This is a genomic window from Roseicella frigidaeris, from assembly GCF_003258945.1.
Classification (GTDB): domain Bacteria; phylum Pseudomonadota; class Alphaproteobacteria; order Acetobacterales; family Acetobacteraceae; genus Paracraurococcus; species Paracraurococcus frigidaeris.
In genome coordinates this window covers 71,423-92,607 of the sequence record NZ_QLIX01000001.1, presented here as the reverse complement: position 1 = coordinate 92,607, position 21,185 = coordinate 71,423, and the positions used below count along the sequence as shown (strand labels likewise).

The following is a 21,185-nucleotide window of genomic DNA, read 5'->3' as shown; positions in this document are numbered from 1 at the left end:
AGGAACCCCCGCCATGCCGCTCGATTCGCCGCTCGCCACCACCGACCGCCTGTTCTTCGCCGGCGCCGGTCCCGGCGGCCTCGACCGCGCCGGGGCGGAGCGCATCCTGCGCCAGGCGCTGGCGGGCGCCGATGACGGCGAGCTCTTCCTCGAATACCGCGAGAGCGAGATGCTCTCGCTGGATGACGGCCGCATCCGCTCGGCGAGCTTCGACGCCATGCGCGGCTTCGGCCTGCGCGCCGTGGCGGGCGAGGCGGCGGGCTATGCGCATGCCGGCGAGCTGTCCGAGCCGGCGCTGAAGCGGGCGGCGGAGACGGTCGGCGCCGTGCGCCAGGGCCATTCCGGCCGGCTCGACGTCGCGCCGCGGGCGACCAATGCCCGGCTGTACGAGGATGCCAACCCGCTGGCGCTGCTCGATTTCGCCGCCAAGACGCGGCTGCTCGGCGAGATCGACGCCTATGCCCGCGGCCGCGACCCCCGGGTCGCGCAGGTGATGGCGAGCCTCGCCGGCGAGTGGCAGGCGGTGCAGATCCTGCGCCCCGACGGCACCCGCGTCGCCGATCTGCGGCCGCTGGTGCGGCTCAACGTCGCCGTGGTGGTGGAGCAGGGCGGGCGGCGCGAAACCGGAAGCCACGGCCTGGGCGGCCGCTTCGACTATGCCCGCATCGTCGCGGAGCCGGTCTGGCAGGAGGCGGTCGAGGCGGCGCTGCGCCAGGCGCTGCTGAACCTCGACAGCGTCCCCGCCCCGGCCGGCGAGATGGAGGTGGTGCTCGGCCCGGGCTGGCCCGGCATCCTGCTGCACGAGGCGATCGGCCATGGGCTGGAGGGCGACTTCAACCGCAAGAAGACCTCGGCCTTCGCCGGCCTGCTCGGCCAGCGCATCGCCTCGCCCGGCGTCACGGTGATCGACGACGGCACCATCCCCGACCGCCGCGGCAGCCTGACCGTCGATGACGAGGGCACGCCGACCAACCGCACCGTGCTGATCGAGGACGGCGTGCTGGTCGGCTTCCTGCAGGACCGGCAGAACGCCCGGCTGATGGGCGTGGCGCCGACCGGCAACGGCCGCCGGCAGAGCTTCGCCCATATCCCGATGCCGCGCATGACGAACACGGTGATGCTGGGCGGCGCGCATGCCCCGGAGGAGATCCTCCGCAGCGTCAAGCGCGGCCTCTATGCGGTGAATTTCGGCGGCGGGCAGGTGGACATCACCAGCGGCAAGTTCGTCTTCTCCGCCTCCGAGGCCTATCTGATCGAGGACGGCAAGCTCGGCGCGCCGGTGAAGGGCGCGACGCTGATCGGCAACGGGCCGGACAGCCTCACCAAGGTGACGATGGTCGGCAACGACATGGCGCTCGATCCCGGCATCGGCACCTGCGGCAAGCAGGGCCAGGGCGTGCCGGTCGGCGTCGGCCAGCCGACGCTGAAGCTGGCGGGGCTGACGATCGGCGGCACGGCGGTATGACGCCGACCGACTGGCCGCTGGCCCGGCGCGCAGCCAGGCAAGCCGGAGGCTTGCGCCCGGCATCTGAGGGACCCGCATGATCCGCCCGGCGCGGCCGGAGGAGGCGCCGCTGCTGGCGGCGATCGTCGAGCGCGCCTACGGCCCCTGGGTGCCGGTGGTCGGCCGCCGCCCCTTCCCGATGGATGACGACTACGCCGCCCGCATCGCCGCCGGCGAGGCCTTCGTGCTGGAGACGGAGGGCGCCATCCGCGGCCTCGTCGTCATCGAGACGCATCCCGACCACCTGATGCTCGACAACATCGCCATCGAGCCGGCGCGGCAAGGCCATGGGGATGGCCGCGTGCTGCTCGATTTCGTCGAGGCCGAGGCGCGGCGCCGCGGCCTGCCGGAGGTGCGGCTCTACACCAACGTGCTGATGGAGCGGAACATCGCGCTCTATGCGAAGCGCGGCTATGCCGAGACGGAGCGGCGGCAGGAGAAGGGATTCGCGCGCGTCTTCATGGCGAAGCCCATCGCCTGACGGCGGCCGGCGCCGGCGCGGTCAGGACCAGGCCAGCCAGCCGCCGAGCGCCAGCAGCAGGACCAGCAGGGCGAGCCCCGCGCCGCCGATGCGGCGCGGCGGCGTGGCCGCCCGGCCGCGCGGCGCCGGCTCGCCCGGCGGCGGCGCCGTCAGCCATTCCTCGAAGGCGCGGGATTCCCGCGCGAGGCGCCAGACGGAGGAAGGCGCCGCCGGCGGCCGCCGCGGGCAGGGCCCGACAGCGGCCGCGGCCCCCCAGCCCGGCGCCCCCCAGCCTGGAATCCATGGAGCGTGATCGCCTGAGGCGGCAGCGCCGAAGGCGTGCCGCACGCGCCCCAACACCGCGCGGGACCACGCTCCGCGAACCCGGGTGAGCGGAGCGTGGTCCCGCGTCACGCCGCCTCCGCCAGGCCGAGCAGCGCCAGGATCTCCTCGCGCAGCGCCACCAGCCCCGGATCGTCCCGCCGCCGCGGGCGCGGCCGCTCGACGCGGATATCGGCGCGGATGCGGGCCGGCCGGTCGCTGAGCACGAGCACCCGGTCGGCGAGCAGCAGCGCCTCCTCCACGTCATGCGTGACCAGCAGCGCGGTGAAGCGCTCGCGCTCCCAGAGCGCGACCAGCTCGCGCTGCATCGCCAGCCGGGTCAGGCTGTCGAGCTTGCCGAGCGGCTCGTCGAGCATCAGCACCCGCGGCTCGTTCACCAGCGCCCGGGCGAGCGAGGCGCGCTGCGCCATGCCGCCGGAGAGCTGGTGCGGATAGGCCTCGGCGAAGGCATCCAGCCCGACCAGGGACAGCGCCGCCTCGATCCGCGGCGCATCCGCCGCCAGGCTGCCGCGCGCCTCCGGGCCGAGTTGGGCATTGCCGCGCACCGTGCGCCAGGGGAACAGGGTGGGGTCCTGGAACATGATGGTGCGGGAGGGATCGGTGCCGGTGATCGGCTTGCCATCGACCAGGAGCTGCCCCTCGCTCGGCGGCTCCAGCCCCGCCACCAAGCGCAGCAGGGTGGACTTGCCGCAGCCCGAGGGACCGAGCAGGGCGACGAAATCCCCCGGCTCCGCCACGAAGTCGATCTCCTGCAGGACGGGCAGCGCCCGCTTCTCCAGGGCGAAGGCGTGGCTGACGCCGCGCACCTCGAGCCTTGCGCCGCTCACCACCGCACCAGCCCCTTCTGCCAGGAGAGCAACCGGTCGCGCAGCCGGAAGAGCAGGGTGACGGCGCTCGAGCAGATCAGCGCCAGGACCAGCAGCGCGGCATACATGTTGGGATAGGCGGCCCAGCCCTGGGCCCATTGCATGTACCAGCCGAGCCCGGCCTTCACCCCCATCATCTCGGCGACGACGAGGACGCTGAAGGAGGCGCCGAGCCCCATGAACAGCCCGACGAAGACCGAGGGCATGGCCGCTGGCACCGCCACCTTGCGCACCAGGAACCAGGGCGAGGCGCCCATGGTCCGCGCCACGTCGTAATAGGCGCGGGAGACGGCGGAGACGCCGGACCAGGTGAGCACCGTCACCGGGAAGAAGCTCGCCAGCGCGATCAGGAAGGTGGAGGCGCCGCGCGAGGAGGAGAAGGCGAAGAAGGCGATGGGCAGCCAGGCGGTCGCCGGCAGCGGCCCGATCAGCCGCACCACCGGATGCGCCCAGTAGCCGACCAGGCGCGACCACCCCATGGCGATGCCGAAGAGGAAGCCGATGCCGGCGCCGAGCGCATAGCCCGGCAGCACCAGCAGCAGGCTGCGCCAGACGCTCTCGCCCAGCCGCTCGTAGTCGTCGGTGAAGACTTCCAGGAGGGATTGCGGCGCGGCGAAGAAAGGGCGCGGCAGCCAGGCGTATTTCGCCGTCGCCAGCTCCCAGGCCGCGAGCCCGGCGGCGAGGAGGATGAGCCAGGGGCCGGCCGCGCGCAGCGGCGCCAGGCGCGGCGCCAGGCCGGGAAGGGAGCTGCCGAGGGCGGCGAGCAGGATCAGCCCGCCGATGCCGGCGGCCAGCGCCGCCAGGTCCTGGGTGCGGCCGAGATCGTCCGCATCCGGCAGCAGCGAGATCGTCGCCGCGGCGGCGATCCAGGCGAGGGCGGCGACCCAGCCGGTGGGCCAGAAGGCCGCCGGGCGCGTCGGGGCGAGGAGCCCGGCGCCGAGCGTCGTCGCGCTCATGCCGGCACCTCGCCCAGCACGTCGGCCTGGATGCGCTCGGCCAGGCGCTGCGGGTTCGTGTTGGGCCGGATCACCTTCACCAGCTTCAGTTCCTCGATATAGGCGGCCAGCTGATGGCTCAGCGCCGCGCCATGCGGATGGTCGCCATGGGTGTGGCTGCGCAGCATGGCGGCGAGCTGCGCGGCGGTGGTGTTGCGGGCATTGGGCAGGAAGATCTCCGCCGCCGCGTCCGGGTTCGCATGCACCCAGTCCTGCGCCTCGAGCAGCGCGCCGGTGACGGCCCGGGCGGCGGCGCGGTCCTCGCGCAGCAGGCTGCCGCGGACGCCGAGGATGCAGCAGGTGCGGTCGGCATAGTCGCCGGAGAGGTTGTTGGCCACCTCGTGCAGGCCGTCGCGCTCGCGCAGGATCCAGGCCATCGGGTCGCCGAGGGTGATGGCCTGCACGTCGCCGCGCTTCAGCGCCTCGCCCAGCAGGTCGCCGGGGAAGACGCGGTAGGCGATGTCCTTGATCGGGTCGAGGCCGAGCCGGGCGGCGAGGATGCCGAAGAAATTCTTGTCCGGCGCGCCCATGTCGGTCACGCCCAGCACCTTGCCGCGCAGGTCGGCCACGCTCTTGATGCCGCTGCCCGGCAGCGCGAAGAGCCGCATGCAGCCGCCATGGATGGCGGTGGTGATGCGGACATCGAAGCCCTGCTCCAGCGGCTTCAGCCAGCGCAGCGCCATGCCGATGCCGGCATCCGACTTGCCGGTGGCGATGGCCTCCAGCAGCTGGTCGGTGGAGCCGCCGAAATTGACCAGTTCCACATCGAGGTTGTTGCGGGCGAAGAAGCCCTGCTGCGCCGCGACGGTGGCGCCGACGGTGCAGATGGCGTTGGCGTTGAAGCTGAGCGTCAGCTTGCGCCGCGGCCCCGGCGCGGCGAAGGCGCCGCCCGCCCCGCCGGCCACGCGGCAGATGGCGGCGGGGTCGTTCAGGATCGCATCCAGCCCGGGCAGGGCCGCGCGTGGCGCCATGGCGCCGGCGGGCAGCGCCAGGGCTGCGGTGCCCGCGGCGCGCAACAGGGCGCGGCGGGAGGAGGGAAGGCTCATCTCAGGCATCTCCGATCGGAAGCGCGCCCCGTGGCCTGGCGAGCGGCCGCGGCAGGCGCGGGCGGGGGCCGCGGGTGGGGCCGCCCGGCCCCCTCTCGCGGCCCCCCTTTGGGCTCAGCCGGTGGCCCCTCCGGTCAGGCGCTGGCTGCTGCGGGCGAGGACGAGGCCGGCGACGCGCTGCGCCTCGGCCGGGCTCGGGAAGGCGGCGCCGTCGAGATCCTCGACCGCCGGGTCGGTGGCGACGAAGCGCCAATGCGCCTGCGGCGGCTGGCCCTGGGTTTCGGCGACATGGGTGACGGCGACGCCGAGGAAGCGTCCGTGCACCTCGATGGGACGGGATGTGCGCATGGGTCTCTCTTCCGGCGCGCGGCGGGCGCGCCGATCGGATGGGCGATGACGGGTCGGGGATTGGACGGAGGCGGGGCGCTCAGCGTCGACAGCGCCGTCCCGGACAGTCGGCGGCCGGATGGCCCATGCCGGTGAGAGGGCGCTTTAGCGCTTGGTGACGCGGTGCAAGCTGCATCCTTCAAATCCCGCGGTCTCGGCGCGTAATTGCGCCGATCACGGGCTTATATAGCGAATCTTAATCGTGTTGAGTCAAGGGGTAATTTAACGCCTTAATTCGTGTTTTATGGGGATAGCACGCGACCGGGCGCGCGACCGTGACAGGCTGCCGGCGGGCGGGCCCCTACGAGCGGGAGGGGGGCATGGCGGTCAGCGCCGCAGCGGCGCTGCGCCACTGCGCACCGATCGCGTTCCACCGCACCGGGAAAGCTGCCCGGACGCGTGGCGAGGGGTGCGCGGATTCGATGATGGTGAGGCCGGTCCCCGCAAGGCCGGACGCGATACGCGATGCCTTCTTCCCCACGAGGACGATCGCCTGCAAGTCCGGGAACAGGCGCAGAAGCGCGTGCGTGCCGTCGAGGCCCTCACGCAACTCCTGCGGCGTCACCTGGACCGTCCCGTTCCACCAGGGAATCACATTCCATGTTGCGGTCCAGACGCGGGGAATGCCGGCATCGCGCATGAAATGCCAAGTGGCCGCAGCGGTGGCATCGTCGTTGTTGCGGCTGATGAAACCGGAACCGGCGCGCCGGCCAGTGCGGCCTTCGCTGGTCATGGGGCCGGGCTTTTCGAACAGGAATAGGATCTGCGCCCGATCGCCGCCATCAAGCGGATCGAACTCGGGGACTTCCACGCCGGGCCTTCGGCGCAGATGGGTCACATGCTCACGCAGCGCCCGCATGTGCGGCGCGTCCAACATGGCCTGCCGCCGCTCCTGCACCGCCCGGTCACCGAGCGATCGCGGGTAGTCATCCGGATGCAGCAACGTGGGCAGCATCATACCTCGGCGTGCAGCAGCGCCTCGGCCGCGTCGCCATCCCAGGCGCGCTCATAGAGTTGCAGCAGCCGGTCCGCCTGGGTCAGGCCGCTCTCGGCGATCTCCTCGAGCGGCGCGAGATAGACCTCCTCGCCCAGGCCCCGGGCGCGAAGCCCGTCGCGGGCGATCGCCAGCACGTCGCGCGCCACCGCCTGCACCCGCCGGCCGCGGATCTCGGCCGCCAGCGCCTGCCGCGGCACCGTCGCGCGCAGCGCCCGGATCTCCTCCACCGTCCAGTCGCGCACCAGCGCCGCCGCCGCCTTCTGCGCCGCCGCGTCGTAGAGCAGCCCGACCCAGAGCGCCGGCTGCGCCACCAGCATCGCCGGGCTGCCGGCATCCGAGCCGCGCATCTCGAGGAAGCGCTTGAGCCGCACATCGGTGAAGGCGGTGGTCACGTGGTCGGCGAAATCGCCGATCGTCGCCCGCTCGCCCGGCAGGATGTCGAGCCGGCCATCGAGGAAGTCGCGGAAGCTCCGGCCCGCCGCGTCCAGCCACTTGCCGTCGCGCATGACGAAGTACATCGGCACGTCGAGCAGCCATTCGGCGAAGCGCTCGAAGCCGAAGCCCGGCTCGAAGACCACGGCCGGGATGCCGGTGCGGGCGTTGTCGGTATCGGTCCAGACCTGCGCCCGCATGCTGCGGAAGCCGTTCGGCCGGCCCTCGGTGAAGGGGGAATTGGCGAAGAGCGCGGTCGCCACCGGCTGCAGCGCCAGCGAGACGCGCAGCTTCTCGGCCATGTCGGCCTCGCCGCCATAGTCGAGATTGGCCTGCACCGTGCAGGTGCGCAGCATCATGTCGAGGCCGAGGCTGCCGACCTTCGGCATGTAGCGCCGCATGATCGCGTAGCGGCCCTTCGGCATCCAGGGCATCTGCTCGCGGCTGTGCAGCGGGTGGAAGCCGAGCGAGGCGAAGCCGAGGCCGAGCGGCCCGGCCACCTCGTGCACCTCGCGCAGGTGTTCGCGCAACTCGCGCCAGGTGGCGTGCAGGTCCGGCAGCACGGCGCCCGAGAGCTCGAGCTGCCCGGCCGGCTCCAGGCTGATGGAGGCGGCGCCGCGCTTCAGGCCGATCGGGTTGCCGGCATCGAGGATCGGCGCCCAGCCCTTGCCCTCCAGCCCGGCGAGGATGGCGCGGATGCCGGCCGCCCCCTCATAGGCCGGGGTCGCGTGACCGTCGCGGAAGAAGCCGAATTTCTCGTGTTCCGTGCCGACGCCCCATTCCGTCCGCGGCTTGCCGCCGGCGGCGAACCATTCGGCGAGTTGCCGCACGGAGGTGATCGGCGTGAGGTCCGCCTCGCCGGGATTCGACATCCTGCCCTTCCATGTGTCGGGGCCTGGGCAGGACGCCCGGCGCACGATGAGAGTCCTACCAATCGCCGGCGAGTGCCTGCAGCACCGCCAGCCCCGCCACCGCGGCCGTCTCCGCCCTCAGGATGCGGGGCCCGAGGGAAGCTGTCGAAACAAAGGCACGGCGGCGGAGATCGTCAAGCTCCGCCCGTTCGAAGCCGCCTTCCGGTCCGACCAGCCAGGCCCAGGCGCCGCCCGGCGGCAGCCCCTGCGCCAGCGCGGCCAGAGGCGGCGAGTCCCGCCGCTCGTCGCCGACGAGGAGCGGCGTGCCATCCCATGCCTCGAGGATGGCGTGCAAGGGGGCCGCCGGGGCAAGGCGCGGGACCGTCAGCCGCTCGCACTGCTCCGCCGCCTCCTGGGCGATGGCGGCGAGCCGGGCGAGGTTCACCCGGTCGGTGATGCTGCGCCGGGTGAGGACCGGCTGGATGGCGCCGATGCCGAGCTCGGTCGCCTTCTCCACCATCCAGTCCATGGCGTCGCGCTTCACCGCGGCGACCAGCAGCCGGCAGGCGGGCGCCGGCTCCTGCGGCCGGGTCTGGCGCTCCGGCAGCAGGGTGCAGCGGTCCTTGCGCAGGGAGGCGATCCGCCCCGCCCATTCGCCATCGGCGCCGTTGAACAGCAGCACCGGGTCGCCCGCCGCCCGGCGCAGCACGCCGCCGAGGTAATGCGCCTGGCCCGGGCTGGCGGGAATCTCCCGGCCCGCCTGCAAGGGCTGGTCGAGATGGAGGCGGGGGGTGGCCATGCCCGTCTTTCGCCGGAAGCCGGGCCCGGTTCAAGGGCAGCGCCGGGCCGTGGCGGCCTTCGCAGCCGGGGCCGGAGCCGGTATGGCTTGCCGCCGGCCGGGCCGCGCCCGCGGGCCGCCAGAGGCTGGGCAAAGGCAGGGGGCGATGCAGGGCTACACCGATATCCGGACCCAGGGGCTGGTCGCCCGCCTGCCCGAGGGCTGGCGGCCCTATGCGCTGCTGGCGCGGTTCGACCGGCCGATCGGCTCCTGGCTACTCTTCCTGCCCGGGCTCTGGGCCTTCGCCATCGCCGCCCCCTCCTGGGCCGAGGGGCTGCGGCTGACGCTGCTCTTCGGCCTCGGCGCCGTCGCCATGCGCGGCGCCGGCTGCGTGGTGAACGACCTCTGGGACCGCGACATCGACCGCCGGGTGGAGCGCACCCGGGGCCGGCCGCTCGCCGCCGGCACCGTCACGCCGCGGCAGGCGCTGGCCTTCCTGGCCGGGCTCTGCCTGGTCGGGCTGGCGGTGCTGCTGCAACTGAACCGCACCGCCATCCTCTTCGGCCTCTGCGCCCTGCTGCCGATCCTGCTCTACCCGCTGGCCAAGCGCGTCACGAACTGGCCGCAGGCGATGCTCGGCCTCACCTTCTCCTGGGCCGGGCCGGAGGGCATCGCCGCGGCGACCGGCCGGCTGGATGCGACCGCCCTGCTGCTCTGGGCCGCCGCCTTCTGCTGGATCCTCGGCTACGACACGATCTACGCGCATCAGGACCGGGAGGACGACGCCGCGGTCGGCATCGGCAGCACGGCGCTGCGCTTCGGCGAGCGGACGCAGCCCTTCCTCGCCGCCTGCTACGGCGCCGCCCTCGCCCTGCTGGCCCTGGCGGGCTGGGCGGCCGGGCTAGGCTGGCTCTACCTGCCGGGGCTGCTGCTGCCGGCGGCGCTGCTGGCGCGGCAGGTGATCCGGCTCGACATCCACGACCCGGCCGGCTGCCTGCGGCTGTTCAAGTCCAACCGCGAGGTCGGTCTGGCCATCGCCGCCGCCTTCCTGCTGGGCCGGCTGTGACCACCGGCCCCGAGGGCGATCCCGAAGGCTTCATCCGCACCCATACGGCGATCGCCCGGCCGCCCCTGGTGCCCGAGATCGCGCTGCATCTCGCCACCGAGATCACCCCGATCTGGCAGGCGACCGAGGCCTGGCTGGGCGAGACGGGGATCGAGCCGCCCTTCTGGGCCTTCGCCTGGCCGGGCAGCCAGGCCATGGCGCGGCTGATCCTCGACGCGCCGGCGCGGGTCGCCGGCCGGCGGGTGCTGGATTTCGCCGCCGGCTGCGGCCTCGCCGCCATCGCCGCCGCCCGGGCCGGGGCGGCCCTGGTGGAGGCGGCGGAGATCGATCCGCTGGCCGTCGCCGCGACCCGGCTGAACGCGGCGCTGAACGGCGTCGCGGTCACCGCGCTGGCGGCGGATCTGGTCGGCAGCGTCTCCCCCCGGGCGGGCCGCTGGGACCTGATCCTCGCCGGCGATGTCTGCTACGAGGCGCCGATGACCGGCCATATCCTGCCCTGGCTGCGCGCCATGGCGGCGGCCGGCGCCGAGGTCTGGCTGGCCGATCCCGGCCGCGCCTATGTCCCGCGCGAGGGGCTCGCCGCGATGGCGCGCTTCGACGTGCCGGTGACGCGCGAGCTCGAGGATTGCGACAGCCGGCCGGTCACGATCGCCCGGCTGCTCGGCTGAGGGGCGGCCGGCGCTGAACCGCGCCCCCATCCGGGCGTTCGATCGGCCCGGTAGGAGAGGGAAACCTCAACCATGGCGACCACCACCCCCAACCCCAAGGATCGCGAGCATCCGGAGCACACCTCCGAAGCCAATGTCGAGCATGGGGTCGAGCAGACCTTCCCGGCCAGCGATCCCGTGGCCAGCACCACCTCGCAGGGATCGCGCGCGGTTCCGCCCGAGAAGATGATGCCGGCCCAGGGCGCCCCGACGCCCGGGCATGACGACGTCACCCTCTCGCTGCGCTTCCCGGACAGCGAGAAGGCCAAGCTGGCGCTGGAAGCGGCGGTGCGCGAGGGGCCGATCGACCGGCGCTGCGCCACGATCGACCTCGATGACGACCGGGTGACGATGCGCCTGGAGGTGCCGCGCGCCGACCGCGACCGGATCGACGGCCTGCTGCGCAAGCATGGCGGCATGGAAGCCTGACCCGCCCGCCCGCCCCGCGGGGCGGGCGGCGCGTCAGCCGCCGGGCACGCCCTTGCTGGTGCTGTATTCGAAATGCAGCGCCTCGCCGGGGAAGACCCGCGGATGGATGGCATGCGCCGCCATCGCCGCCTCCGAGAAGCCCTGCAGGATCAGCTTGAGCTTGCCGGGATAGGTGGCGATGTCGCCGATGGCATGGATGCCGGGCAGGCTGGTCTCACAGGTGGCGGGCTGCACGGTCACATGGCTCCGGTCCAGCCCAAGCCCCCAGTCGGCGATCGGGCCGAGTTCCATCGACAGCCCGTAGAAGGGCAACAGGTGGTCGGCCGGCACCGTCTTCACCTCGCCCTTCAGGGTCGAGAGCACCACGCCGGTCAGCCGGGTGCCGTCGCCCTCCAGCCCGTGCAGCTGGTAGGGGATGGCCATCTCCACCTCGCCGCGCGCCGCGGCGGCGTCCAGCCGGGCGGCGCTCTCCGGCGCGGCGCGGAATTTCGGCCGGCGATGCACCACCGTCACCTTCGCCGCCACCTCCTTCAGCGACAGCGCCCAGTCCACCGCGGAATCGCCGCCGCCGGCGATCACCACCCGCTTGCCGCGGAACTCCTCCCGCCGCGCCACCAGGTAGCGCACCGCGCCCGAGGCCTCGTAGCCCGGCAGCCCCTCCAGCGGCGGCCGGTTCGGCCCGAAGGCGCCGGCCCCGGCGGCGAGGATCACCGCCTTGGCCCTGATGACGTCGCCGGCGCTGGTGCCGAGCTCCCATTCGCCGCCCAGCTCGCGCAGCCGCTCCACCCGCCGCCCCAGCAGGTAGAGCGGGGTGAAGGGGGCGGCCTGCGCCTCCAGCCTCTCGATCAGCGCCGCGCCCTCGATCTGCGGATGCGCCGGGATGTCGAAGATCGGCTTCTCCGGGTAGAGCGCGCTGCACTGGCCGCCGATCGCGTCCAGCGCATCGACCACGACGCAGCGCATGCGCAGCATGCCGCATTCGAAGACCGCGAAGAGGCCGACCGGCCCCGCGCCGATCACCGCGACATCGGTCTCGACCGTCACGCCCGAGCTCCGCATGCCATCCACTCCCGTCACGCCTGGCATCCATCCGCCGAAGGCCCGGGGTCATAGCCCGGGCCGGCGGCGGCTGGAACCTCCGGGCGCCGAACCGGGCTTGCCGCCGGCCCCGCCACCCGGGCAGATAAGGCTGGCCACCGTTGGCCCTGCCGCCGCCTCCGGAGATCCATGCCCGGCCCGCTCGCCCTGACGCTGCCCGATCTCGCCGCCACCGGCCGGCTGGCCGCCCGGCTGGCGCCGCTGCTGCGCCCGGGCGACGCGCTGCTGCTGCAGGGGCCGCTCGGCGCCGGCAAGAGCGCCTTCGCCCGCGCCCTGCTGCGCGCCCTGACAGGCGATCCCGACCTGGAAGTGCCCTCCCCCAGCTTCACCCTGGTGCAGAGCTACGCGCTGCCGGACGGCACCGAGGCGCATCACTACGACCTCTACCGCCTCGCCGGCCCCGGCGACCTGACGGAGCTGGGCTGGGAGGAGGCCCGCCGCGGCATCGTCATCGTCGAATGGCCGGAGCGCCTCGGCGCCGAATGGCCGGCGGAGGCGCTGCTGCTCCGCCTCGCCCCCGGCGCGGGGGAGGAGGAGCGCCTGGCCAGCCTCTCGGGCCCGCCCGGCCGGCTCGACGGCCTCGCCGGCTGAGCCGGCCCGGTGCGGCCCGGGCCCAGGCGGCGGCATGCATGAAGCGGTCATGCGCCGTGCTGATATGAGGGGTGCCGACCTGTCCGATTCCCTCCCTTGGGGCGGCCGCGCCGCCGCGGAGCCGATGCGATATCCCGACCCCTTCCTCGCCGCCCATGGCTACGGCGCGGCGGAACGCCAGCCGCTCGCTGCCGATGCCAGCTTCCGCCGCTATGTCCGGCTGCGCGGCGGCCCCCGCCCGGCGCTGCTGATGGACGCGCCGCCGCCCGAGGATGTGCGGCCCTTCGCCGCCCTCGCCCGGCATTTCGGCGCCGCCGGCCTCTCCCTGCCGGAGATCATCGCCGAGGACCCGGAGGCCGGCTTCCTGCTGATCGAGGATTTCGGCGACGCGACCCATGCCGCGCTGCTCGATGCCGGCGCCGATCCCGTGCCGCTCTATGTCGAGGCCGCCGAGGCGCTGGCCGCCCTGCATGCGGCGCCGGTGCCGCCCGGGCTGCCGGCCTGGGACGCCGCGGCGATGGCCCGCGCGACGGCGGCCACCTTCCTCGACTGGTGGTGGCCGGCGGCCCTCGGCGCCCCGGCCGGGGAGGCCGTCCGGGCCGAGCTGGACGCGGCGATCGGCGCCATGCTCGCCCCCTTCGCCGGGCTGCGGGGCTTCGTCCACCGCGACTACTTCCCGGCCAACCTCATGCGCCTCGAGACCCGCGAGGGGCCGCGCCGCACCGGCATCCTCGATTTCCAGGACGGCGCGCTCGGCCATCCCGCCTACGACCTGGCCTCGCTGGTCGAGGATGCGCGGCGCGACGTGGCGCCGGCGGCCCGGCGGGCCGCGCTCGCCGCCTATCTCGCGGCCCGGCCGGGGCTCGACCGCACCGCCTTCCTCGGCGCGCTGGCCGCCTGCGGGGCGCAGCGGCATCTCCGCGTCGCCGCCCTCTGGGTGCGGCTGGACCGGCGGGACGGCAAGCCGCACTACCTTCGCCACGGCCCGCGCTGCTGGGCGCTGCTGGCGCGCGCCCTGTCGCAGCCGGCCTGCGCGCCGCTGCGGGATGTCCTCGACCGCCACGTGCCGGAGGCGATGCGGCGCAACCCGGAGCGGTAGGCGCCCCTGCCAGCCTGTGCCCGCGGCGCCGCGCCCGGCCTTCGATGCGGATGTGATGCGCGGCGGGTGTTTCCAGCCAGGGGACTCACGGAGTAGGGAGACGCCATGATCCCCAGCCGCCGGAGCGCCGAAGCGTGATCACGCTCACCCATGGCATGGTCCTCGCCGCCGGCCTCGGCCTGCGCATGCGGCCGCTCACCGAGACGACGGCCAAGCCGCTGCTGACGCTGGACGGGACGTCGTTGCTCGACCATGCGCTGGACCGGCTGGCCGCCGCGGGCGTGCAGCAGGCGGTGGTGAACGCCCATTGGCATGCCGACAAGGTCGCCGCCGCCGTCGCCGGCCGCGGCGTGCCGCATGTCATCCTGCAGCGCGAGGATCCGGTGCTGGAGACCGGCGGCGGCGTCGCCCGCGCCCTGCCGCATCTCGGCGAGGGGCCCTTCGCGGTGGTCAATGGCGACGCCATGTGGCTGGACGGGCCGCGCCAGGCCCTCGCCCGCATGGCCGCCGCCTTCGATCCGGCGAGCATGGACGGGCTGCTGCTGGTGGTGCGCAGCGCCCAGGTCGAGGGCGAGATCGGCCGCGGCGACTTCCTGCTCGACCCGCTCGGCCGGGTGCGGCGGCCGCGGGAGCGCGAGCTCGCCCCCTATGTCTTCGCCGGGGTGCAGATCCTGGCGCCGCAACTCTTCCGGGACATTCCGGACGGCCCTTTCAGCCTCAACCTCCTCTATGATCAGGCCATCGACTCGGGGCGGCTCTTCGCGCTGGTGCATGACGGGGTCTGGTTCCATCTCTCGACGCCGCCGGACCTGGAACGGGCCGAGGCGGCCCTGCGCGCGGGCCTGGTCCGCGCCCTGTTCTGAGCTGAGGACGGCACCGTCCCGGACGGTGGCGCCGGCATGAACCTCTTCGCCATCCCGGCGCATCTGCCCTTCCTCGACTGCCTCGCCGCCGGCGTGCTGCGCCGGCTCCCCGACCCGGCGCCGGACCACCTCTCGCGCGTCACCATCCTGCTGCCGACCCGCCGCTCCGCCCGGGCGCTGCGCGTCGCCTTCCTCCGCGCCGCGGATGGCCACGCCCTGCTGCTGCCGCGCATGCGGGCCCTGGCCGGCCTCTCCACCGAGGATGCGGACGAGCTGGCCCTGCCCTCGCTGCTCGACCTGCCCCCGGCGGTCGACCCGCTGCGGCGGCAGGCGGTGCTGGCCGGCTTCATCACCCGCCTGCCGAAGGAGCGCGGCGGCCCGGCGACGCCGGAGCAGGCCTGGTCGCTGGCCGGGGCGCTGGCGACGCTGCTCGACGAGATCGCGCTGGAGGAGACGGATCTCGAGCTGCTGGCGCGCAGCCTGCCCGAGGCGCTGAACGAGCATTGGCTCGAGCGGCTGGAGCGGCTGGTGCCGGAGGTGCATGCGGCGCACTGGCAGATCACCCTCACCTTCCTGCGCGGCGTCCTCGCCGCCTGGCAGCACTGGCTGGCGCAGGAGGAGCTGCTCGATATCGGCATGCGCCGGGTCAAGGCGCTGTGGGAGCAGACCCGCGCCTGGCAGAAGGCGCCGCCCGCGCATCCGGTGGTCGCCGCGGGCATCGGCGTCGGCGGCACCATCCCGGCGGCCGAAGAGCTGCTGCGCGTCGTCGCCCGCCTCGACCACGGCGCCGTGGTGCTGCACGGGCTCGATGCCGGCAGCGCCGAGGACCGGGTCTGGGAGGCGATCCGGGAGGCGCCGACGCATCCCTTCTGCGGCCAGCAGCGCCTGCTGCACCGGCTCGGCGCCGGACGCGAGGATATCGCCCGCTGGCCGGGCTGCGCGCCGGAGGAGGCGGTGGACCTCGCCGCGCCGGCCGAACGCCCGGCCCTGCTCGGCATGGCGCTGCGCCCGGCCGCGGGCCTGCCCGCCTGGCAGTCGCAGCAGCCCTCGGCCTGGCGCCCGGCGCTCGCCGGCCTCACCCAGCTCACCGCCCCCGATGCCCAGGCCGAGGCGGTCGCCATCGCCCTCACCCTGCGCGAGGCGCTGGAGGACCCCAAGGCGCGCGTCGCCCTGGTGACGCCGGACCGCGACCTGGCGCGCCGGGTCTCGGCCGAGCTCGCCCGGCATGGCGTCACCGCCGATGATTCCGCCGGCGAGCCGCTCGGCGAGACGCCGGCCGGCGGCTTCCTGCGCCTGCTCGCCCGCATGGCCGCCGCGGCGCTGGCGCCGGTGCCGCTGCTGGCCGCGCTCAAGCACCCGCTCTGCGCCGGCGGCTGGCCGCGCATGCGCTGGATCGGCGCGGTGCGGCGGCTGGAGCAGGCGGCGCTGCGCGGCGCCCGGCCGGCGCCGGGCCTCGCCGGGCTGCGCGCCGCGGCGCGGGCCGGGCTGGCGCGGGAGAAGCAGGCCGAGGCGCTGGCCGAGGTCATGGCGCTGCTCGACCTGCTGGAGGCCGCGCTCGGCGAGTTCGCCGCCCTGGCCGAGGGCGAGGCGCGGCCGCCGCGCGACCTGCTGGCGGCGCATCTCGCCGCCGCCGAGGCGCTGGCCGGAACCGAGGAGATGCCGGGGGGGCTGCGCCTCTATGCCGGCGAGGAGGGCGAGGCGCTCGCCGCGCATCTGGCGGCGCTGGAGCCCGCCATGGCCGCCATGCCGCCGGTCGCGGCCGCCGCCTGGCCGGCGCTGTTCGACGCGGCGATGGACGGCGCCTCCGCCCCCTCGCTCCGCGCCACCCGGGGGCGCGACAGCGGGGCGCACCCACGCGTGGAAATCCTCGGCCTGCTGGAAGCCCGGCTGCTGACCTTCGACCGGGTGGTGCTCGGGGCGCTGGACGAGACGGTCTGGCCGCTGGCGACCGATCCCGGCCCCTGGATGAGCCGGCCGATGCGCAAGGAGTTCGGCCTGCCGGAGCCCGAGGCGCGCATCGGCCGGGTCTGCGCCGATTTCCTGCTCGCCGCCTGCAGCGCGCCCGAGGCGGTGCTCTCCCGCGCCGCGCGGCGCGGCGGCGCCCCCACCGTGCCGGCGCGCTGGCTGACCCGGATCGAGACCTTCCTGCAGGGCCAGGATGGGCTGGCCCTGCCGCAGAGCCCGGCGCTCGGCTGGGCCGGGCTGCTCGACCGCCCGGCCGCGGTCACGCCCTGCGCCCGCCCGGCGCCGCGCCCCAGCCGGGCGAAGCGGCCGACGCGCCTCTCCGTCACGCAGGTCGAGACGCTGATCGCCGACCCCTACGCCTTCTATGCCCGCCAGGTGCTGGGGCTGCGCCCGCTCGAGCCGCTGGATGCCGAGGCCGGGGTGCTCGACTACGGCAACCTGGTGCATGCGGCGATGGCGCATCTCGTCCGCCGCCTCTCCGGCCAGCCCTGGCCGGGCGAGGATGCGGCGCGCGCCCTCTGGGAGGAGGCGGCCGAGGCGGCGCTGGCCGAGGCGGCGCCGCGCCCCGGCCTCGCCGCCTTCTGGACGCCGCGGCTCGCCCGCATCGGCGGCTTCGTGCTGGAGCGGGAGGCGGCGCTGCGCCGCGGCGAGGGGCCGATCCGCAGCCTGGTCGAAGTGAAGGGCGAGTTGCCGCTCCGCCTCGTCGGCGGCGAGGTGGTGCTGCAGGCGAAAGCGGACCGCATCGACATCCTGCCGCAGGGCCTGCGGCTGCTCGACTACAAGACCGGCGCGCCGCCGAGCGGCGAGGAGGTGCGCGACGGGCGCAAGCCGCAGCTCACCCTGGAGGCGGCGATCGCCGCGGCGGGCGGCTTCGCCGGCGTGCCGGCGGGCGATGGCGCCGGGCTGCTCTACTGGCGCCTCTCCGGCGGCCCGACCCCGGGCGAGGAGAAGCTGGTGGCGCAGGACCCGGCGGTAGTGCGCCTCCTGGCCGAGGAGGCCGTTACCGCGCTCGCCGGGCTGGTCGGCGATTTCCTGCTCGGCGACCGCCCCTTCACCGCCCGGCCGCATCCGAAGCGCGCCCCGGCGGGCAACGACTACGACCACCTCTCGCGCCTCGCCGAATGGGCCGGGGCCGAGGATGCGCGGGGGCCGGCATGAGCGACACCGCCCGCAGCCGCGCCGAGCAGCAGCAGCGCGCCGCCTCCGATCCCGCCGTCTCCGCCTGGGTGGGCGCCTCGGCCGGCTCGGGCAAGACCAAGGTGCTGATCGACCGCGTGCTGCGGCTGCTGCTCGATCCGGCGCAGGTGCCGGGCCGCATCCTCTGCCTCACCTTCACCCGCGCCGCGGCGGCGGAGATGCAGTCGCGCCTGCGCAAGCGCCTCGGCGAGTGGACGGTGTGGGAGGAGCCGCGCCTGGCCGCCGAGATCGCCCGGCTGACCGGCGCGGCGCCGGATGCGCGGCTGCTGCAGCGGGCCCGCACCCTGCTGGTCGAGGTGCTGGAGATGCCGGGCGGCATGCGCATCTCGACCATCCATGCCTTCTGCCAGTCGCTGCTGCGCAGCTTCCCGCTCGAGGCCGACCTGCCGCCGCAATTCGCGGTGCTGGAGGAGCAGGACGCGGCGCTGATGCTGGCCGAGGCGCGGGAGGCGGTGCTGGCGCGCAGCGAGGCGGTGATGGACGAGCTCGCCCTGCTCGCCGGCATCGCCTCCGCCGACACCTTCTCCGACGTCACCCGCGCCCTGCTGCAGGACACGGCGCGGGAGCGGCTGGCGCGCTGCCTCGAGGGCTGCAACGGCGTGGCCGGCCTGCGGCTGCGCCTCGCCGCCGCGCTCGGCGCGCCGGACAGCCTGGACGAGGCGGAGGTGCTGGCCGAAGCCTGCGCCGTGGAGGAGGCGCCGCTGCGCCAGGCGGCGAGCCTGCTGGGCGCGAGCAAGACCGAGAGCGACCTTGGCCGGGCGGACCGCATCGCCGCCTGGCTCGCCGCCGGACCGGAGGAGCGCGCCGCCCGCTTCGCCGATTGGTGCGACATCTTCCTCACCAAGGAGGGCGCCGTGCGCGCCGCGCGCTCCCTGGCGACCAAGGGCGTCGGGGCGCGGCAGGCGGAGGTGCTGGCCGCCCTCACCGCCGAGGGCGAGCGGCTGCTCGGCATCGCCGGGCAGCGCGCCGCCTGCCGGCTCGGCGCCGCGACCGCCGCGCTGCTCGCCCTCGCCGCGCCGGTGCTCGACCGCTACCGGGCGCGGCAGCGGAGCGCCGGCATGCTCAGCTATGGCGACCTGATCGACCATGTCCGCCGCATCCTGGAAGACCCCGGCAGCGCCTGGGTGCTCTACAAGCTCGATGGCGGCCTCGATCACGTGCTGCTGGACGAGGCGCAGGACAGCAACCCGGCGCAATGGGGCATCGCCGCGGCGCTGACCGCGGAGTTCTTCGCCGGCGAGGGATCGGCCCGCGGCGCGGCGCGGCTGCTCGCCCGCAGCCTCTCGGCCGCGGCCGTGGAGCGGCCGGCCACCCTGCGCACCGTCTTCGCGGTCGGCGACGTGAAGCAGGCGATCTACGGCTTCCAGGGTGCCGATTCCGCCGGCTTCGCCCGCTGGCAGCAGCATTACCAGCGGCAGGTCAAGGCGGGCGGCGGCGCCTTCCGCCAGGTCGATCTCGACGTCTCCTTCCGCTCGACGGCGCCGGTGCTGGCGCTGGTCGACGCGGTCTTCGCCGAGGACAGCCCGGCGCGGCAGGGCGTGGTGGCCGAGGGCGAGACGCTGCGCCACCACCCGGACCGGATCGGCCATGCCGGCCGGGTCGAGCTCTGGCCGCTGCTGCTCCCCGCCGAGACGCCGCCCCCCGAGCCCTGGCAGGTGCCGGAGGAGCCGGCGCGGGTGGCCAGCGCCGAGGCGCTGATGGCCGAGGCGCTGGCGGCCCGCATCGACCACATGCTCCGGCACGAGCGGCTGGAGAGCCGCGACCGCCCGGTGCGCGCCGGCGACGTGCTGGTGCTGCTGCGCAAGCAGGCCAATGTCGCGCTGGTGCCGCTGCTGGTCCGCGCCCTGAAGGCGCGGCAGGTGCCGGTCGCGGGCGTCACCCGGGTGAAGCTCGTCGAGCACATCGCGGTCATGGACCTGCTCGCGCTCTGCGACGTGCTGCTGCTGCCCGAGGATGATTTGCAGCTCGCGGCGCTGCTGAAGAGCCCGCTGGTCGGCCTCTCGGAGGAGACGCTGCTGGCGCTGGCGCATGGCCGGACGGGCCCGCTCTGGGGCGCGCTGATGGCGCGGCGCGACGAATCGGCGGCCGGGCCGGAGGCGCGCGCCGCCGCCTGGCTGGCGCGGCTGGCGGCGCGGGCCGATTTCGTCTCGCCGCACGCCCTACTGGCCGAGGTGCTGGGCGAGGCGGGCCCGGATGGCCATGTCGATGGCCGCACCGGCCGGGCGCGGCTGCTGGCGAGGCTCGGCATGGAGGCGGCCGACCTGCTGGACGAGCTGTTGAACGCGGCGCTGGCCTATGAGCGCAAGCACCCGCCGAGCCTGCAGGGCTTCCTGCACTGGCTGCGCCAGGGCGGCGCCGAGGTGAAGCGCGAGGCCGAGGGCAGCGGCGACGCGGTGCGCATCATGACGGTGCACAACGCCAAGGGGCTGCAGGCGCCGATCGTCATCCTCGCCGATGTCGGCAGCGGCACCGGGGCGGAGGCGATCCGCTGGCTCGAGGGCGAGGGGCTCAGCCTGCCGCTCTGGGCGCCGAACAAGAGCTTCCATGCCCCCGCCTTCCTCGCCGCCAAGGCGGCCGACGAGGCGAAGCGGCAGCAGGAGGAGAACCGCCTGCTCTACGTGGCGCTGACCCGGGCCGAGGACCGGCTGCTGGTCTGCGGCTGGGGCAAGCAGCCGGGCGAGTGGTACGCGCATGTCGCCGCCGGCTTCCGGCGGATGGAGGGCGCCGCCGAGGCGGTCTTCGACCACCGCGCCTTCGGCGCCCCGGCCGCCTGCGACTTCGGCGAGGCGGTGCTGTGGCAGGCCGCCTGCCCGCAGGCGGTGCCGCCGGTCCCCGAGCGGGCGGCGGATGCGGCGGCGCCGGGCGAGCTGCCCGGCTGGGCGACGCGGCCGGCGCCCCCCGAGGCGCCGGAGCTCGCCCTGTCGCCCTCGGCCCTGCCGGGCGAGACCGACACCCCGGCCGCCGCGCCGCATGGCGCCCGCGACCCGGACGGGCGGCGCTTCCGCCGCGGCCGCGTGGTCCATGCCCTGTTGCAGCACCTGCCCGAGCGGCCGGAGGCGGAGCGGGCGGCGGCGGCGCGGCGCTTCCTCGCCCGCCCCGGGCATGGGCTGACGCCGGAGGAGCAGGCCGAGACGGAAGCCGAGGTGCTGGCCCTGCTCGCCGCCCCGGCGGTCGCCGCGGCCTTCGCCCCGGGCAGCCTGGCCGAGGCGCCGATCGCCGGGCGCATCGGCGGCCGGCTGGTCGCCGGGCAGGTGGACCGACTGGTGGTGACGCCCGAGCGGGTGCTGGTGCTCGACTTCAAGACCAACCGCCCGCCGCCCGCGGCCGCCGAGGCGGTGCCGCCCCTCTATCTGCGGCAGATGGCGGCCTATCGCGCGGTGCTGCGCCAGGCCTTCCCCGGGCGGCAGGTGGACTGCGCCCTGGTCTGGACCTACGGCGCCCGGCTCATGCCCCTGCCGGGCGGGCTGCTGGATGAGCACGCGCCGCCGCCGTCCGGGCCGGACTGAGCCGCC

At 75.0% G+C, this 21,185-nt stretch carries 19 protein-coding genes; 10 read left to right on the top strand and 9 right to left on the bottom strand.

Annotation, left to right across the window (positions count from 1 at the left end; genetic code table 11):
* Positions 1-13 precede the first annotated feature (13 nt).
* Together tldD and DOO78_RS00425 are read left to right on the top strand one after the other, a co-directional pair.
* Positions 14-1,465, top strand: a complete 1,452-nt coding sequence (tldD, locus tag DOO78_RS00430; protein WP_111467771.1) for a metalloprotease TldD — start codon at positions 14-16, stop codon at positions 1,463-1,465.
* Positions 1,466-1,541: 76 nt separating this feature from the next.
* On the top strand, positions 1,542-1,985 hold the full coding sequence (locus tag DOO78_RS00425) for a GNAT family N-acetyltransferase (RefSeq protein WP_111467770.1): 444 nt from the start codon (positions 1,542-1,544) through the stop codon (positions 1,983-1,985).
* Between the two features lie 21 nt (positions 1,986-2,006).
* Here the strand turns inward: DOO78_RS00425 and DOO78_RS00420 are convergent, their stop codons facing one another.
* The 8 genes from DOO78_RS00420 to DOO78_RS00385 form a co-directional block, all read right to left on the bottom strand.
* Positions 2,007-2,312, bottom strand: coding sequence for a hypothetical protein (locus DOO78_RS00420; protein WP_111467769.1), 306 nt, complete (start codon positions 2,310-2,312; stop codon positions 2,007-2,009).
* Between the two features lie 62 nt (positions 2,313-2,374).
* Entirely contained in the window at positions 2,375-3,133 is a 759-nt protein-coding gene (locus tag DOO78_RS00415; RefSeq protein WP_243634289.1) for an ABC transporter ATP-binding protein, read from the bottom strand.
* On the bottom strand, positions 3,130-4,128 hold the full coding sequence (locus DOO78_RS28000) for an ABC transporter permease (RefSeq protein ID WP_111467767.1): 999 nt from the start codon (positions 4,126-4,128) through the stop codon (positions 3,130-3,132). Before DOO78_RS28000 ends, DOO78_RS00415 begins: the two co-directional genes overlap by 4 nt.
* Positions 4,125-5,213 (bottom strand): ABC transporter substrate-binding protein, encoded by a 1,089-nt coding sequence (locus DOO78_RS00405; RefSeq protein ID WP_243634288.1) that lies wholly within the window; start codon positions 5,211-5,213, stop codon positions 4,125-4,127. The genes DOO78_RS28000 and DOO78_RS00405 overlap by 4 nt, the downstream gene beginning before the upstream one ends.
* A gap of 114 nt (positions 5,214-5,327) precedes the next feature.
* Positions 5,328-5,561, bottom strand: a complete 234-nt coding sequence (locus DOO78_RS00400; RefSeq protein ID WP_111467765.1) for a hypothetical protein — start codon at positions 5,559-5,561, stop codon at positions 5,328-5,330.
* Between the two features lie 340 nt (positions 5,562-5,901).
* Positions 5,902-6,558, bottom strand: coding sequence for a uracil-DNA glycosylase (locus DOO78_RS00395; RefSeq protein WP_207802734.1), 657 nt, complete (start codon positions 6,556-6,558; stop codon positions 5,902-5,904).
* Positions 6,555-7,901 (bottom strand): glutamate--cysteine ligase, encoded by a 1,347-nt coding sequence (locus DOO78_RS00390; RefSeq protein WP_111467764.1) that lies wholly within the window; start codon positions 7,899-7,901, stop codon positions 6,555-6,557. Before DOO78_RS00390 ends, DOO78_RS00395 begins: the two co-directional genes overlap by 4 nt.
* A gap of 55 nt (positions 7,902-7,956) precedes the next feature.
* Positions 7,957-8,679: a 16S rRNA (uracil(1498)-N(3))-methyltransferase gene (locus tag DOO78_RS00385; RefSeq protein WP_111467763.1), complete on the bottom strand. Its 723-nt coding sequence runs from the start codon at positions 8,677-8,679 to the stop codon at positions 7,957-7,959.
* 145 nt (positions 8,680-8,824) lie between these two features.
* Between DOO78_RS00385 and ubiA the strand changes: the two genes are divergently transcribed.
* From ubiA to DOO78_RS00370, 3 genes are all read left to right on the top strand, one after another.
* A complete protein-coding gene (gene ubiA, locus DOO78_RS00380; protein ID WP_111467762.1) occupies positions 8,825-9,724 on the top strand; it encodes a 4-hydroxybenzoate octaprenyltransferase in 900 nt (299 codons plus the stop codon).
* Positions 9,721-10,392, top strand: coding sequence for a class I SAM-dependent methyltransferase (locus DOO78_RS00375; RefSeq protein ID WP_111467761.1), 672 nt, complete (start codon positions 9,721-9,723; stop codon positions 10,390-10,392). Before ubiA ends, DOO78_RS00375 begins: the two co-directional genes overlap by 4 nt.
* 72 nt (positions 10,393-10,464) lie before the next feature.
* Positions 10,465-10,860 carry a hypothetical protein gene (locus tag DOO78_RS00370; RefSeq protein WP_111467760.1) on the top strand — a complete coding sequence of 132 codons (396 nt, stop codon included), beginning with the start codon at positions 10,465-10,467 and terminating at the stop codon, positions 10,858-10,860.
* A gap of 33 nt (positions 10,861-10,893) precedes the next feature.
* Here the strand turns inward: DOO78_RS00370 and DOO78_RS00365 are convergent, their stop codons facing one another.
* Positions 10,894-11,919 (bottom strand): NAD(P)/FAD-dependent oxidoreductase, encoded by a 1,026-nt coding sequence (locus tag DOO78_RS00365; RefSeq protein WP_111467759.1) that lies wholly within the window; start codon positions 11,917-11,919, stop codon positions 10,894-10,896.
* Positions 11,920-12,087: 168 nt separating this feature from the next.
* Between DOO78_RS00365 and tsaE the strand changes: the two genes are divergently transcribed.
* From tsaE to addA, 5 genes are all read left to right on the top strand, one after another.
* The gene (tsaE, locus tag DOO78_RS00360; RefSeq protein WP_111467758.1) at positions 12,088-12,549 is read left to right on the top strand and encodes a tRNA (adenosine(37)-N6)-threonylcarbamoyltransferase complex ATPase subunit type 1 TsaE; all 462 of its coding nucleotides are present in this window, start codon (positions 12,088-12,090) and stop codon (positions 12,547-12,549) included.
* Between the two features lie 124 nt (positions 12,550-12,673).
* The gene (locus DOO78_RS00355; protein WP_111467757.1) at positions 12,674-13,648 is read left to right on the top strand and encodes an aminoglycoside phosphotransferase family protein; all 975 of its coding nucleotides are present in this window, start codon (positions 12,674-12,676) and stop codon (positions 13,646-13,648) included.
* 155 nt (positions 13,649-13,803) lie between these two features.
* On the top strand, positions 13,804-14,511 hold the full coding sequence (locus DOO78_RS00350) for a nucleotidyltransferase family protein (protein WP_111468212.1): 708 nt from the start codon (positions 13,804-13,806) through the stop codon (positions 14,509-14,511).
* A gap of 36 nt (positions 14,512-14,547) precedes the next feature.
* On the top strand, positions 14,548-17,634 hold the full coding sequence (gene addB, locus DOO78_RS00345) for a double-strand break repair protein AddB (protein WP_111467756.1): 3,087 nt from the start codon (positions 14,548-14,550) through the stop codon (positions 17,632-17,634).
* A complete protein-coding gene (addA, locus tag DOO78_RS00340; RefSeq protein ID WP_111467755.1) occupies positions 17,631-21,179 on the top strand; it encodes a double-strand break repair helicase AddA in 3,549 nt (1,182 codons plus the stop codon). The genes addB and addA overlap by 4 nt, the downstream gene beginning before the upstream one ends.
* Positions 21,180-21,185 lie beyond the last annotated feature (6 nt).

Bases quoted from the DNA above. Each gene is read 5' to 3' on its own strand.
- tldD (WP_111467771.1), top strand. From the start codon at position 14: ATGCCGCTCGATTCGCCGCTCGCCACCACCGACCGCCTGTTCTTCGCC.
- DOO78_RS00425 (WP_111467770.1), top strand. From the start codon at position 1,542: ATGATCCGCCCGGCGCGGCCGGAGGAGGCGCCGCTGCTGGCGGCGATC.
- DOO78_RS28000 (WP_111467767.1), bottom strand. From the start codon at position 4,128: ATGAGCGCGACGACGCTCGGCGCCGGGCTCCTCGCCCCGACGCGCCCG.
- DOO78_RS00405 (WP_243634288.1), bottom strand. From the start codon at position 5,213: ATGAGCCTTCCCTCCTCCCGCCGCGCCCTGTTGCGCGCCGCGGGCACC.
- DOO78_RS00400 (WP_111467765.1), bottom strand. From the start codon at position 5,561: ATGCGCACATCCCGTCCCATCGAGGTGCACGGACGCTTCCTCGGCGTC.
- DOO78_RS00395 (WP_207802734.1), bottom strand. From the start codon at position 6,558: ATGATGCTGCCCACGTTGCTGCATCCGGATGACTACCCGCGATCGCTC.
- DOO78_RS00390 (WP_111467764.1), bottom strand. From the start codon at position 7,901: ATGTCGAATCCCGGCGAGGCGGACCTCACGCCGATCACCTCCGTGCGG.
- DOO78_RS00385 (WP_111467763.1), bottom strand. From the start codon at position 8,679: ATGGCCACCCCCCGCCTCCATCTCGACCAGCCCTTGCAGGCGGGCCGG.
- ubiA (WP_111467762.1), top strand. From the start codon at position 8,825: ATGCAGGGCTACACCGATATCCGGACCCAGGGGCTGGTCGCCCGCCTG.
- DOO78_RS00370 (WP_111467760.1), top strand. From the start codon at position 10,465: ATGGCGACCACCACCCCCAACCCCAAGGATCGCGAGCATCCGGAGCAC.
- DOO78_RS00365 (WP_111467759.1), bottom strand. From the start codon at position 11,919: ATGCGGAGCTCGGGCGTGACGGTCGAGACCGATGTCGCGGTGATCGGC.
- tsaE (WP_111467758.1), top strand. From the start codon at position 12,088: ATGCCCGGCCCGCTCGCCCTGACGCTGCCCGATCTCGCCGCCACCGGC.
- DOO78_RS00355 (WP_111467757.1), top strand. From the start codon at position 12,674: ATGCGATATCCCGACCCCTTCCTCGCCGCCCATGGCTACGGCGCGGCG.
- DOO78_RS00350 (WP_111468212.1), top strand. From the start codon at position 13,804: ATGGTCCTCGCCGCCGGCCTCGGCCTGCGCATGCGGCCGCTCACCGAG.
- addB (WP_111467756.1), top strand. From the start codon at position 14,548: ATGAACCTCTTCGCCATCCCGGCGCATCTGCCCTTCCTCGACTGCCTC.
- addA (WP_111467755.1), top strand. From the start codon at position 17,631: ATGAGCGACACCGCCCGCAGCCGCGCCGAGCAGCAGCAGCGCGCCGCC.